This is a genomic window from Zoogloea sp. GDB6 (genome assembly GCF_056724105.1).
Genome location: NZ_CM161497.1, coordinates 1,394,212 through 1,406,518, shown reverse-complemented (window position 1 = coordinate 1,406,518; position 12,307 = coordinate 1,394,212). Strand labels below are relative to the sequence as shown.

Here is a 12,307-nt window from a genome sequence, read left to right as displayed (position 1 = left end):
GGCACGCCCAGCGCACCGCGAACTCCCGACCGCCGACCGGCGTCCACCGGCAGCCCACAGACTTCGACGGCACAACCGAGCCACTGCACCATGAAACTACGTCTGATCGCCCTCCTCGCCGGCTTCGTCCTGTGTTGTGCCGCCCAGGCCAATGCCCCCGCCGGCGAGCGCATCGTCGATACCCGAACAGGGCAGACGCTCACCCTGCCCGAACTGCTCGCCCGTCTCCGCCAGGCGGATTTCCTGCTCCTCGGCGAGATCCACGACAGCCCGCTGCACCACCGCCTGCGCGCCGAGTTGATCGCCGCCCTCGGCGCACGGAGCGTGGCGGCCGAACATCTGGACAGGGGGCGACGTCTCGGCGCCGGCCCCGTCGAGCACCTCCAAGCCGACCTGGAGGCCGCCGGCTTCGACGCCAAGGCCTGGCAGTGGCCGGTGCACGAACCGCTGTTCGGCGGACTGGCGCGGGCCGGCATCGAGATCATCGGCGCCAATCTTTCCCGCGAACAAGCCCGTAACGTGGTGCGCAACGGTATCGCTGCCCTGCCGTCCGACCTTGCCGCCACGCTGGCGGCCGGCCCGCTGTCCGACGCCACCACGCGGGCGCTCGACGCCGATCTCCTGGACAGCCACTGCGGCCAGTTGCCGGCCAGCCGGGTGCCCGGCATGCGCCTCGCCCAGCGCGCCCGCGACGGCGCCATGGCCACCGAACTGATGCACCTCGCCGAGCGTCCGGCGATCCTGGTCGCCGGCAACGGCCACGTGCGCGGCGACTACGGCGTTCCACAATTGCTGGCCCACCTCAAGCCCGGCGCCCGCATCATCAGTGTCGCCTTCGAGGAGACCGGCGACGGCCCGGATACGAGCGGCTCGCCCCGCCCCTATTCCTACATCTGGTACACCGCCCCCACACCCAGGACGGATCCATGTGCCGGCTTCGGCGCCAAACCTTGATGCAAGCGGTTCTTCAACTCCGGGGCAAATCAACCTTCATTCAGTTTTTTTCGAACAATAACTACAGGCAATTCTGATTTTATTTAACCCAGACAGCCGCTATCCTTCATTGGTCGCTACCCCAATCACAGGAGACACGCATGAAATCCTTTGCCCTGATGGGCGCCGCCCTGGCGCTGGGCCTGACCCTCATAACCGGTGATGCAGACGCCGCCAAGCGCTTCGGTGGCGGCAAGTCCTCGGGCATGCAGCGCCAGGAACTCAGCCAGCCCAAGTCCCCCAACGCCACGCCGGCAACTCCGGCCCAGGCGCCGGGTGCGGCCGCCGCTCCCCACGCCCAGCCGGCCGCCGGCGCCGCCGCTGCTGCGGCCACGCCCAAGCGTTCATGGATGGGCCCGCTGGCCGGTCTGGCCGCCGGTATCGGCCTGGCCGCGCTGGCCTCCCACTTCGGCTTTGGTGAAGAGCTCGCCTCGATGATGACGATGGCCCTGATCGCCTTTGCCGCCATCGCGCTGATCGGCTTCTTCATGCGCCGCCGTGCGGCCTCCCAGCAGCCGGCGCTGGCCGGCGCGGGTGCGAGCCCGATGCAGTATTCCGGCGCGCCGCAGTCCTACGGCACCAACAGCAGCAACGCGACGCCGGCTTTCGGTGGCGGCAGCGCTGCCCCGGCAGCTGCTGCGCCTGTCACCGCAACGTCCGTCCGTAACATCCCGGCAGATTTCGACACTGAAGGCTTCGTACGCCACGCCAAGGTGAACTTCATCCGCCTGCAGGCCGCCAACGATGCGCGCAACCTGGACGACGTACGGGAATACACCACGCCGGAGATGTTCGCCGAGATCAAGATGGACTGGATGTCCGAGCCGGCCTCTGCGCAGAAGACCGACGTGGTATCCCTCAACGCCGAAGTCATCGACGTCGCCGAGGAAGCCGAGCGTTACATCGTCACGGTGCGCTTCACCGGCCTGCTGCGCGAGGATCCGAACGCCGCGCCGGAAGGCATCGACGAACTGTGGCACCTCACCAAGCCGCGCAGCGGCAACGGCGGCTGGCTGCTCGCCGGCATCCAGCAGAACGGCTGATTCTTCTTTCAGTACCAGTAGCACCAACCGGCCACTACCCTCACCCTGCCCGCGGCCTTCCGGCCCGAGCAGGGTTTTTTTCAGCCCGGCTCGGCCTGGGTCACGACGCCGCCGCTGCCCATCGCCTCCAGCCCCGCCTTGGCCGCATCCGAGATGGCCAGCACGCAGGGGTGGGTCAGGCGCCGTTCGACCGAGATCGCGTAGTACTCGATCCGCACCTCCTCCGCCCGTCCCAGCACCAGCAAGTCCCCGGTCCCGAGGATCTCCTGCTCGATCGCCGTCGGCACCACGAAGGCCCCGACGCCGGCGCGGCCAAAAGCCGTCATCAGCGCCGTGTCGTCGAACTCGCCGACGATGCGCGGCCTGAGCCGCTTGCGATCCAGCCAGTCCTCGAACTTGCGGCGGATCGCCGAATCCTCCCCGGGCAGCAAAGTCGGCAAAGTCCCCATGCAGGCCGGAAACACCGGAGGCTGGTCACCCAGCAGGGAACGCGCGGCAATGAAACTCAGGCCCGACTCGCCGAGGCGGTGGTTATAAGCCCGCACATCGACGCTGGGCGGAATCGGCGAATCGGCAATCACCAGGTCGAGCTTGTGCACCGCCAGTTCGGTCAGCAGACGGTCCAGGCGCCATTCCCGGCAGATAATGCGCACCGGGTCGGTCGGATCCACCGCCGGCCGCAGCAGGCGGTAAGCAATCGACTTGGGCACCGCATCCGACACACCGACCCGGAATTCCACCGGCCGCCCCTTCGGATAATGACGTAGCGCCTGCTCCAGTTCGGCGCTCAGCGAGAACATCTCGTCGGCGTACTCCATCGCCATGCGCCCTGCCGGCGTCAGCTCGAGGCTCCGCCCGTCACGGGTGAACAATTGGGTGTCCAGGCTGTCTTCCAGCAGGCGGATCTGGCCGCTGATGGTCTGCGGCGTGACATGCAGCGCCTCGCCAGCCTTGACCACGCCGCCGCTGCGCGCAGTCTTCCAGAAATAGAACAGATGCTTGAGATTCACGGCTCGTCACAGCTTTTGTAAAGATTCGAATATATCGAAACAAAGCTTCGATTAATACGTCTTTACCTGATTCATTGATGCCCATACAGTGGACCTTCCAAAACGCAAAGGAGATAAGAATGGAAGTCCAGATCAAGGCCAAGGGCCTGCCTGCTGCCAAGACCCTGCGTACCCATGCCGCACGGCGCATCCAGGGCGCCCTAGGCCGCTTCGGCCACGTCGTCCAGTCCGTCAGCGTGCGCCTGTCGGACATCAATGGGCCCCGTGGCGGTGGTGCCGACAAGCTGTGCCGCATCGTCATCGAGATGAAGAACCGCTCCCTCGTGATGGAAGAGCTCGGCGACGATATGCGCCGCGTCATCGACCGCATCACCGAGCGCGTGCAGCACAACGTCGGCCGCCAGATCGAGAAGCTCGCCGCCATCAACCGCAAGCTGATGCCGGAACCCGCGCTGGTGCCGATCCGCGCGTGATGCCGGATCGCCCCTGATCGCGAAAATCCGCGGCCTCCCGGCCGCGGTTTCGTACCTAGCTGTCGCATTCCTCACGCTGCGGGCCGCCCGCCCTGTGACATTCACTACAGGCAGGCCCCACAGGAACACGACATACATTAAATTTCAACTACTTAAGCAAACACCCCGAGCTGGTACGCGGCTTGCAATTCCACACCCACAAACGAACCGAGTGGGGACCAACCATGGAACTGCCAGTGATCAGCAATACCGCCGAATCCGGCGGCGGCGGGTGTAGTTCGCATTCCTGCGGCTCGACCGCGGACCAGCTCAATCAGATCCCGGACGAAATCCTGCAGAAGGTGTTCAACCACCCCTGTTATTCGGAAGACGCCCACCACCATTTCGCACGGATGCACGTGGCCGTCGCCCCGGCCTGCAACATCCAGTGCCACTACTGCAACCGCAAGTACGACTGCGCCAATGAATCCCGCCCCGGCGTGGTGTCGGAACTCCTCACGCCCGACCAGGCCGCCAAGAAGACCTTGGTCGTCGCCTCGGAGATCCCGCAGATGAGCGTGCTGGGCATTGCGGGGCCGGGAGACCCCTTGGCCAACCCCGAGCGTACCTTCGCGACCTTCCAGATGCTCAGCGAACACGCTCCGGACATCAAGCTGTGCGTATCGACCAATGGTCTGATGCTGCCCCAGTCGGTGGACGAGATCGCCAAACACAACATCGACCACGTGACGATCACCATCAACTGCGTCGATCCCGACGTGGGCGCCAAGATCTATCCGTGGATTTTCTGGAACAACAAGCGCATCAAGGGCCGCGAAGGCGCCGCGATCCTCATCGAGCAGCAGCAGAAAGGCCTCGAGGCGTGCATCGCCAAGGGCATTCTGGTCAAGGTGAACTCGGTGATGATCCCCGGCGTCAATGACGAGCACCTGAAGGAAGTCAGCCGCGTCGTGAAGTCCAAGGGCGCCTTCCTGCACAACGTCATGCCGCTGATCGCCGAGGCCGAGCACGGCACCTTCTACGGCCTGACCGGCCAGCGCGGCCCCACCCAGGACGAACTGCAGGCCCTGCAGGACGCCTGTGCCGGCGACATGAACATGATGCGCCACTGCCGCCAGTGCCGTGCCGACGCCGTCGGCCTGCTCGGCGAGGACCGGGGTGCGGAGTTCACGCTCGACAAGATCGCCGAGTACGAGCTCGACCTGGAAGGTGCGGCAGCCCGCCGTGCCGAGGTCCGTGACCGCATCGCCGCCGAGCTGGAAGAGAAGCGCAACGCCAAGGCTGCCGCACCGGCACCGAAGCTGGTCGCCCTCGACATGAGCGGCCTCGCCACCAAGGAAGCCCTGCGGCCGGTCAAGATGGCCGTGGCCACCAGCGGCGGCGGGCTGATCAACCAGCACTTCGGGCACGCCAAGGAGTTCCTGATCTACGAGGCCTCCGAGAAAGGCGTGCGCTTCCTGGGCCATCGGAAGACCGACCTCTACTGCACCGGCGGAGACACCTGCGGCGACGCGGACACCACGCTGCAGCAGACCGTCAAGGCGCTGGAAGGCTGCGAAGTGGTGCTGTGCTCGAAGATCGGCTACGAGCCTTGGGGAATGCTGGAAGAAGCCGGCATCGCACCGAACGGCGAGCACGCCATGGAAGGCATCGAGGACGCGGTGATGGCCGTGTATGCCGAGATGGCCTCCGCCGGCAAGCTTGTCGAAACGGCCGAAGCCCCCGCCCAGTCTGCCGCCTGATCCAGGTATGCAGACCGTTCCTGGAGCGCCGCCCGCCAGAGCGGCGCTCCAGGAACCCTACCCTAGCCATAAGAAGGAGCGCTGCGATGGCACTCGAAATCAACGACCTGTGCGTGAACTGCTGGGCCTGTGAGCCCCTTTGCCCCAACAAGGCGATCTACTCCGCAGCCCCTCACTTCGAGATCGACCCGGACAAGTGCACCGAATGCGCCGGCGACTTCGCCGACGCCCAATGTGCAGCGATCTGCCCCATCGAAGGGGCCATCGTGGATGAACTGGGGGATGCCCTCAACCCGCCGGGTTCGCTGACCGGCATCCCGCTACAACTTCTCGCCGAAGCGGCTGGCAGCGCGGCCGGGACGGCAGCCAAGACGTCCTGACGGGAGAGGCACGATGCAGACCATCGAGTTCTTCGAAAAGCCCGGCTGTTCGACGAACACGAAGCAGGTGGCCAGCCTGCGGGCTGCGGGGTGCGAGGTCGCCCCCCGCAGCCTGCTGTCTCACCCGTGGACCGCTGACAGCCTGCTCGCCTTCCTCGCCCCGCACCCCTCGGCAGCCTGGTTCAATCGGGCTGCGCCCAGGGTCAAGTCGGGCGAGATCGACCCCGAGGCCTTGTCCCGTGACGAAGCCCTCGCCGCGCTGCTGGCCGAGCCGCTGCTGATCCGCCGCCCGCTGATCCGCATCGGCGGCACCCACCTGCTCGGCTTCGAGCCGGCCGCCATCGCCGCCGGCCTGGGCCGCTCGCCCGACGGCTTCCTCGCTACGCCGCCCGGCGAAGGCTGCAGCCACAAGCCCGACACGCCGCCCTGCGGCAGCGGAGCCCCCGGATGATCTCGGCCCCCGTTCGCCTGCGCCGGCCCGGCGGCGATTTCGACGCCGTCCCGGTGGCGCGGGACGTGCACTGGATCGGCGCCCTCGACCCGACCCTGCGCAGCTTCGACATCATCCTCAAGACCGCCAACGGCACCACCTACAACAGCTACTGCGTGCGGGGCAGCGAGGGCATGGCGGTCATCGACACGGTGAAGGCCGAGTTCGCCGACGAGTTCTTCTCCCGGCTCGAACAGGTGGCCCGCTACGACGAGATCACCACCATCGTCCTCAACCACCTGGAGCCCGACCACACCGGCGCACTGCCCGAACTGCTGCGGCGGGCCCCCCAGGCACGGCTGTACATCTCCCACCGCGCCCCGCTGATGCTCAAGGGCCTGCTCAAGTACGACGGCGAATCGCTGGACTTCACCACCGTCACCCAGGGCGACACGGTATCGCTCGGCGACCGCAGCCTGCGCTTCCTGCACACGCCCTTCCTGCACTGGCCCGACACCCAATGCACCTACCTGGTCGAGGACGGCATCCTGTTCTCGGGCGACATCTTCGGCTGCCACTTCTGCGACCCGCGCCTGTTCAACGACCACGTCGGCGACTTCCGCTTCTCCTTCGAGTACTACTACCAGCACATCATGCGGCCCTTCCGGGAGCACGTGCTGGCCGCCCTGCCCCTCGTCGAAGAGCTGGCGCTGAACCTCATCTGCCCGGCCCACGGCCCGATCCACCGGGACGCCCCGCGCGGCTACGTGAAGCGCTACCGTCAACTCGCCGAAAGCCAACTCGCCAACGAGGCCAGCCAGCGCGACAAGACGCTGGTGATCTTCTATATCTCCGCCTATGGCAACACCGCGGTGATGGCCCAGGCCATCAAGGACGGCGCCGAGACCGTGGACGGCGTGCGGGTGTCGGTCTACGACCTGCAGGGCGGCGAAGTCACCCCTTTTGTGGACCTCATCGAGGAAGCCGACGGCCTCGCCATCGGCTCGCCGACGATCAACGGCGACGCCGTCAAACCGGTCTGGGACCTGCTCTCCTGCCTCACTCAGGTCCCCCTCAAGGGCAAGCTCGGCGCCGCCTTCGGCTCCTACGGGTGGAGCGGCGAAGCGGTCGGCATGCTCGAAGACCGCCTGCGTGGGCTCAAGCTGCGGGTGCCCTGCCCGGGCATCAAGCTCAAGCTCATCCCCACCGGCGAGGAACTCGCCGACTGCCACGCCTTCGGCCGCAACCTGGCCCTCCAGCTCACCGGCCAGGCCGGCTTCCGCGTCGTGGACATCGCCGAACTCGCCTGACCCCATCGATTCCGAAACCACCCATTTCCCGGAGGACATTCCCATGCCCAAGGCACAAGTACTGTTTGAAGACATCGGCGTCGCCGTCACCGTGCCCGCCGGCACCCGCCTCATCGAGGTTTCCGAAAAGGTCGGCGCCGGCATCACCTACGGCTGCCGCGAAGGCGAATGCGGCACCTGCATGATGAAGATCGTCAAGGGCATGGAGAACCTGGCCAACCCTTCGATGCTGGAGACCAAGGTGCTGCAGGAACAGATGGCCGGCCGCCAGAACCGCCTGGCCTGCCAGGCCCAGGTGCTGCAGGGCGAGGTCGTCGTCCGCCCGGGCTGAAGCACCTGAAGGAGCACCACCACCAGCGACAGAGAGAATCGTTGTGGAACCCGCGGCCTCCGCCATACCGGCTCCGGCCGCATCACTCAAGTAGGAGGAAAACCATGGCACTCATCACCTTCACCAGCCCGATGCACAAGGACAAGACCGTCTACGCCGTGGCTGGCAGCCACAAGAAGACCGTCCTCGAACTGGCCAAGGAAAACCACGTCCCGATCGACTTCGGCTGTCAGAACGGGGAATGCGGTACCTGCCTGTGCAAGGTCACCAACATCACCAAGGGCGGCGTGGTCCACGCCGGCCCGCTGACCAACAGCGAGCGCAAGACCCTCAAGGAACTCGGCAAGCTGTCCGCCGATGAAGAAGCCAAGATGGACGTGGACGACTTCCCGACCCCGTGGCGCCTGGCCTGCCAGATGATCGTCCGCGACGAGGACGTCACCATCGAGTATCCCAGCGCCTGACCGCCGGCGGCCGGTGATGCAAAGCTCCATGCCCGACCTGCACGCCGTGCTGGAGCGGCCGGCCGCTGACTTTGCCGCCCGGGCCGAGGCCGCCTACCTGGGCCTCGCCCTGGGCGACGCGCTGGGCGCCACCGTGGAGTTCATGACGCCGCGGGAGATCCAGGCCCAGCACGGCTGCCACCGCACCATCCGCGGCGGCGGCTGGCTCAAGCTCAAATCCGGCGCGGTCACCGACGACACCACCATGGCGCTGGCCCTCGGCGACGCGATCCTGGCAGCTGGCGGCATCGACGCCCACGCCATCGGCGAGGCCTTCGACACGTGGATGCGCGCCAAGCCGGTGGACATCGGCAACACCGTCCGCCGCGGCATCATCGAATTCCGCCGTACCGGCCGGCTCGAAGCCCCGCCCAGCGAGCACGATGCCGGCAACGGCGCCTGCATGCGCGTGCTGCCGGTCGCTCTGGCGACCCTTGGCCAGCCCGAGGACGCGGTACGCGCCGCCTGCCGCGTGCAGGCCCACCTGACCCACAACAATCCCCTCTCCGACGCCGGCACCGAGACCATCGTGCTGATGGTCCAGGACGCGCTGCGGGGTGCCAGCCGGGACGCGCTGATCCGCCGGCGCCTGGCCCCGCTGCTCACCGCCTTTCCGCTCTTCGACCCGGCCGGCAAGCGCGAGGAGAACCCGTCCGGTTTCATCAAGGACACCCTGCGCGCGGTCTTCCAGGCTCTGCTCGACACCGACAGCTTCGAGACCTGCCTGATCGACGTGGTCAATCGCGGTGGCGACGCCGACACCACCGGTGCCATCGCCGGCATGCTGGCCGGCGCCCTGTACGGCCCCGGCAGCCTGCCCGAGCCCTGGCTGGCCGCCCTCGACCACGGCGCCCGCCGGGCCTGTGCGGTCCAGTCCCAGGCACTGCTTGCACAGGCTTGCGGCAACACCCCCGCCACGCTGTAAAATCGCGGCCCGAAAAGCCATCTGCGGGACCAACTACCCCGCCATGACCGCCATGTTGCGACTCTCCGAACTCCGCCTGCCCCTCGACCATCCGGAAGAGGCCCTGCCCGCCGCCATCATCCAGCGCCTGGGCATCTCCGCCGACCAGCTCGTCAGCTTCAAGGTCTTCAAGCGCAGCTACGACGCACGCAAGAACGTGCGCCTGTGCTTCATCTACATCATCGACCTGGAAGTGAAGAACGAGGCGGCGCTGCTGAAGAAATTCGCCGACGACCTCCACGTCAAGCCGACACCGGACACCGAGTACCACTTCATCGGCAAGGCTCCGCCCAACTTCACGCAGCGCCCGATCGTCATCGGCTTCGGCCCCTGCGGCATCTTCGCGGCGCTGATCCTGGCCCAGATGGGCTTCAAGCCGATCGTGCTGGAGCGCGGTAAGGCGGTGCGCGAGCGTACCCAGGACACCTGGGGCCTGTGGCGCAAGAACACCCTCAACCCGGAGTCGAACGTGCAGTTCGGCGAAGGCGGCGCCGGCACCTTCTCGGACGGCAAGCTGTACAGCCAGATCAAGGACCCGAAGCACTACGGCCGCAAGGTGCTGACCGAGTTCGTCAAGGCCGGCGCACCGGAAGAGATCCTCTACGTTTCCAAGCCCCACATCGGCACCTTCCGGCTGGTCGGCATGGTGGAAGCCATGCGGGCCGAGATCTGCGAGCTGGGCGGCGAGATCCGCTTCCAGCAGCGCGTCACCGACCTGATCATCGAGGACGGCCAGGTGCGCGGCGTGCGCACCTCCACCGGCGACGAGCTGCGCAGCGACCACGTGGTGCTGGCCCTCGGCCACAGCGCCCGCGACACCTTCGAGATGCTCCACGAGCGGGGCGTCTTCATGGAGGCCAAGTCCTTCTCGGTGGGCTTCCGCATCGAGCACCCGCAATCGCTGATCGACAAGGCCCGCCTCGGCCCGCATGCCGGCCACCCGCTGCTCGGCGCCGCCGACTACAAGCTGGTGCATCACGCCTCCAACGGCCGCGCGGTGTACAGCTTCTGCATGTGCCCGGGCGGCACCGTGGTGGCTGCCACGTCGGAGCCGAACCGCGTCGTCACCAACGGCATGAGCCAGTATTCGCGCAACGAGCGCAACGCCAACGCCGGCATCGTGGTGAGCATCGACCCGAAGGACTACCCCGGCGGCCCGCTGGCCGGCATCGAATTCCAGCGCAAGCTGGAGAGCCACGCCTTCGTGCTCGGCGGCAGCACCTACGAGGCCCCGGCCCAGCTGGTCGGTGACTTCCTGCGCGGCAAGGCGTCCACCGCGCTGGGCGGCGTGGAGCCGTCCTACAAGCCCGGCGTGCTGCTCGGCGACCTGGCCACGGCGCTGCCCGACTACGCGATCACCGCGATGCGCGAGGCGATCCCGGCCTTCGACCGGCAGATCCGCGGCTTCAACATGTACGACGCAGTGCTCACCGGTGTCGAAACGCGCACCTCGTCGCCGCTGCGCATCACCCGCGACGAGAGCTACCAGAGCCTCAACACCAAAGGCCTCTACCCGGCCGGCGAAGGCGCCGGCTACGCGGGCGGCATCCTGTCGGCCGGCGTCGACGGCATCCGGGTTGCGGAAGCCGTCGCCGCCAGCCTGCTCCAGCAGGGCTGAGCCCAAGCGTGGCAGCGGCCGGCGCCGTCGCCACGCAACAGCTCGCTCAAGGAAACGTCGGACCACCCCGCGTTTCCTCGTCCCTTCGCGGGGCCGGGCGCAGCCCGGCCCGGGGAGCGCTCAGAAGCGGTAACGACCACCGAGCATCAGCGACTTCGGCGTGAAGTTGGCCGGCAGGTTGGTATCCCCGTCGAAGCCCTGACAGGTGCCGCCCGCGCACAGGGAGTTCTTGCCGCCGTTCTTGTTGCTGACCTGGGCGTAATACAGGTACAGGTCGGTCTGCTTGTCGAGGGCGTACTCGTAGCCCAGGCCATAGTGGTCCGAATCCCGATCGGTGCTCATGCGGTCGTCCAGGTGGCTATACACCGCCCGGAAGGTATGCACGTCGCGGAAGGGCACCGAGGCCCCCAGCCACCACACGCGACGGTCGAGCTTCTTGCCGACACCGTCCTGCTTGTCCTCGCCGATCAGGTACTGGGCATAGACCTTGGCCACCTTGAAGTCGTAGGTGGCGGCCAGGTTGCGCGCGGTGCGGCGGACGTCCTCCGTGGCCGGCGCGGTCACCGTGCCCTGGCGCAGGAAGTTCAGGTAGCCGGCGCCGACGAACAGATCGCCGTTCTTGTAGGTGAGCGTCGCGCTGCCGCCCTTGCCCTCGTCCTTCGGGCCGGTGCTGGTGGTGGAACCGGTCACGCCGACATTGCTGCGGCTGTTGTTCTCCATCCCCGCCGAATAGGCCACGTTGGCCTGGAAGCCGCCGAACACCGGCGACGCGTAGAACACCCCGTTGTCGAAGCGGCTGGCCGCCGCGCTGGACCACAGGCGGAAGGCCGTCGCCCCGCCGATGGTGAACGGATCCGAGGCGCTGGTGATCGAGTAGATCGGCGCGTAGTCGCGGCCGAAGCGGATGTCGCCGTAGCGCCCGCGCAGGCCGACGAAGGTGTTGCGCGAGAAGATCGCCACGCCGGTGGTGTTGGGCGCCGACGAGGACGCCGCGCCCTGGCCCGGGTTGCTGATATTGCTGGAGTGGCCGGTGTTCTGCCCGTTGTCGAAGGAAATCCCCGCCTCGAGCTGGAAATAGGCCTGCAGGTCGTCGCCGAAGTTGCGCTCGCCCTTGAAGCCCAGCCGGCTGGCCGAGCCCAGGCCGCTCTGCACACGGACCTTGTGGCCCTGGCCGTAGTCCCCGTATTCCACGCCGGCATCGGCGATACCGTAGATCGTCAGCCCGGACGGCATCGACAGCCCCTTCGAGGCCGGCGCCTGCGCAGCAGCACTCTGCTCGACCTTGGCCACCACCTTGGCGGTCTCGGCCTGCGCTGCGCTGGCAGCGGCAAGCTTCTTTTCCAGTTCCTCCAGGCGGCTGCGCTGGGCGGCCAGCTCGGCGCGCAGCTCGTCGGTGACATCGGCCATCGCGGGGGTGGCGGCTGCGGCAAGCGCCATCAGGCTGGCCGTCACGGCCAGATACGCGGGAGTGTGTCTCATCTCTACCTTCCTTGTTTTATGTGTGGGTCGC

Annotated in this window: 13 protein-coding genes; 11 read left to right on the top strand and 2 right to left on the bottom strand. The window is 67.1% G+C overall.

The window, feature by feature from the left end:
• Window positions 1-90 precede the first annotated feature (90 nt).
• Together AC1PQG_RS06465 and AC1PQG_RS06460 are read left to right on the top strand one after the other, a co-directional pair.
• Entirely contained in the window at window positions 91-954 is an 864-nt protein-coding gene (locus AC1PQG_RS06465; RefSeq protein WP_481121794.1) for a ChaN family lipoprotein, read from the top strand.
• 140 nt (window positions 955-1,094) lie between these two features.
• Complete coding sequence (locus AC1PQG_RS06460; protein WP_481121793.1) at window positions 1,095-2,036, top strand: Tim44 domain-containing protein; 942 nt, start codon at window positions 1,095-1,097, stop codon at window positions 2,034-2,036.
• Between the two features lie 80 nt (window positions 2,037-2,116).
• Here the strand turns inward: AC1PQG_RS06460 and nhaR are convergent, their stop codons facing one another.
• Window positions 2,117-3,046 carry a transcriptional activator NhaR gene (gene nhaR / locus AC1PQG_RS06455; RefSeq protein ID WP_481121792.1) on the bottom strand — a complete coding sequence of 310 codons (930 nt, stop codon included), beginning with the start codon at window positions 3,044-3,046 and terminating at the stop codon, window positions 2,117-2,119.
• Between the two features lie 119 nt (window positions 3,047-3,165).
• Between nhaR and AC1PQG_RS06450 the strand changes: the two genes are divergently transcribed.
• The 9 genes from AC1PQG_RS06450 (at window position 3,166) to AC1PQG_RS06410 (ending at window position 10,797) form a co-directional block, all read left to right on the top strand.
• Entirely contained in the window at window positions 3,166-3,519 is a 354-nt protein-coding gene (locus AC1PQG_RS06450) for an HPF/RaiA family ribosome-associated protein (protein WP_481121791.1), read from the top strand.
• A gap of 224 nt (window positions 3,520-3,743) precedes the next feature.
• Window positions 3,744-5,261, top strand: coding sequence for a nitrogenase cofactor biosynthesis protein NifB (gene nifB, locus AC1PQG_RS06445; protein WP_481121790.1), 1,518 nt, complete (start codon window positions 3,744-3,746; stop codon window positions 5,259-5,261).
• A gap of 86 nt (window positions 5,262-5,347) precedes the next feature.
• Window positions 5,348-5,641, top strand: coding sequence for a 4Fe-4S binding protein (locus AC1PQG_RS06440; RefSeq protein ID WP_481121789.1), 294 nt, complete (start codon window positions 5,348-5,350; stop codon window positions 5,639-5,641).
• A gap of 13 nt (window positions 5,642-5,654) precedes the next feature.
• Window positions 5,655-6,092 carry an ArsC/Spx/MgsR family protein gene (locus AC1PQG_RS06435; protein ID WP_481121788.1) on the top strand — a complete coding sequence of 146 codons (438 nt, stop codon included), beginning with the start codon at window positions 5,655-5,657 and terminating at the stop codon, window positions 6,090-6,092.
• A complete protein-coding gene (locus AC1PQG_RS06430) occupies window positions 6,089-7,381 on the top strand; it encodes an FprA family A-type flavoprotein (protein WP_481121787.1) in 1,293 nt (430 codons plus the stop codon). The genes AC1PQG_RS06435 and AC1PQG_RS06430 overlap by 4 nt, the downstream gene beginning before the upstream one ends.
• Before the next feature lie 43 nt (window positions 7,382-7,424).
• Entirely contained in the window at window positions 7,425-7,712 is a 288-nt protein-coding gene (locus AC1PQG_RS06425) for a 2Fe-2S iron-sulfur cluster-binding protein (protein WP_079433071.1), read from the top strand.
• 104 nt (window positions 7,713-7,816) lie between these two features.
• Window positions 7,817-8,176 (top strand): 2Fe-2S iron-sulfur cluster-binding protein, encoded by a 360-nt coding sequence (locus AC1PQG_RS06420; protein ID WP_481121786.1) that lies wholly within the window; start codon window positions 7,817-7,819, stop codon window positions 8,174-8,176.
• Between the two features lie 28 nt (window positions 8,177-8,204).
• Window positions 8,205-9,140, top strand: coding sequence for an ADP-ribosyl-[dinitrogen reductase] hydrolase (draG, locus tag AC1PQG_RS06415; RefSeq protein ID WP_481121785.1), 936 nt, complete (start codon window positions 8,205-8,207; stop codon window positions 9,138-9,140).
• 52 nt (window positions 9,141-9,192) lie between these two features.
• The gene (locus AC1PQG_RS06410) at window positions 9,193-10,797 is read left to right on the top strand and encodes an NAD(P)/FAD-dependent oxidoreductase (RefSeq protein WP_481122978.1); all 1,605 of its coding nucleotides are present in this window, start codon (window positions 9,193-9,195) and stop codon (window positions 10,795-10,797) included.
• A 120-nt stretch (window positions 10,798-10,917) separates the two neighbouring features.
• Here AC1PQG_RS06410 and AC1PQG_RS06405 read toward each other — a convergent pair whose 3' ends face one another.
• Entirely contained in the window at window positions 10,918-12,276 is a 1,359-nt protein-coding gene (locus tag AC1PQG_RS06405; protein WP_481121784.1) for a porin, read from the bottom strand.
• Window positions 12,277-12,307: the final 31 nt, after the last annotated feature.

Bases quoted from the DNA above. Each gene is read 5' to 3' on its own strand.
- AC1PQG_RS06460 (WP_481121793.1), top strand. From the start codon at position 1,095: ATGAAATCCTTTGCCCTGATGGGCGCCGCCCTGGCGCTGGGCCTGACC.
- AC1PQG_RS06435 (WP_481121788.1), top strand. From the start codon at position 5,655: ATGCAGACCATCGAGTTCTTCGAAAAGCCCGGCTGTTCGACGAACACG.
- AC1PQG_RS06425 (WP_079433071.1), top strand. From the start codon at position 7,425: ATGCCCAAGGCACAAGTACTGTTTGAAGACATCGGCGTCGCCGTCACC.
- AC1PQG_RS06410 (WP_481122978.1), top strand. From the start codon at position 9,193: ATGTTGCGACTCTCCGAACTCCGCCTGCCCCTCGACCATCCGGAAGAG.
- AC1PQG_RS06420 (WP_481121786.1), top strand. From the start codon at position 7,817: ATGGCACTCATCACCTTCACCAGCCCGATGCACAAGGACAAGACCGTC.
- AC1PQG_RS06465 (WP_481121794.1), top strand. From the start codon at position 91: ATGAAACTACGTCTGATCGCCCTCCTCGCCGGCTTCGTCCTGTGTTGT.
- draG (WP_481121785.1), top strand. From the start codon at position 8,205: ATGCCCGACCTGCACGCCGTGCTGGAGCGGCCGGCCGCTGACTTTGCC.
- nifB (WP_481121790.1), top strand. From the start codon at position 3,744: ATGGAACTGCCAGTGATCAGCAATACCGCCGAATCCGGCGGCGGCGGG.
- AC1PQG_RS06405 (WP_481121784.1), bottom strand. From the start codon at position 12,276: ATGAGACACACTCCCGCGTATCTGGCCGTGACGGCCAGCCTGATGGCG.
- AC1PQG_RS06450 (WP_481121791.1), top strand. From the start codon at position 3,166: ATGGAAGTCCAGATCAAGGCCAAGGGCCTGCCTGCTGCCAAGACCCTG.
- AC1PQG_RS06440 (WP_481121789.1), top strand. From the start codon at position 5,348: ATGGCACTCGAAATCAACGACCTGTGCGTGAACTGCTGGGCCTGTGAG.
- AC1PQG_RS06430 (WP_481121787.1), top strand. From the start codon at position 6,089: ATGATCTCGGCCCCCGTTCGCCTGCGCCGGCCCGGCGGCGATTTCGAC.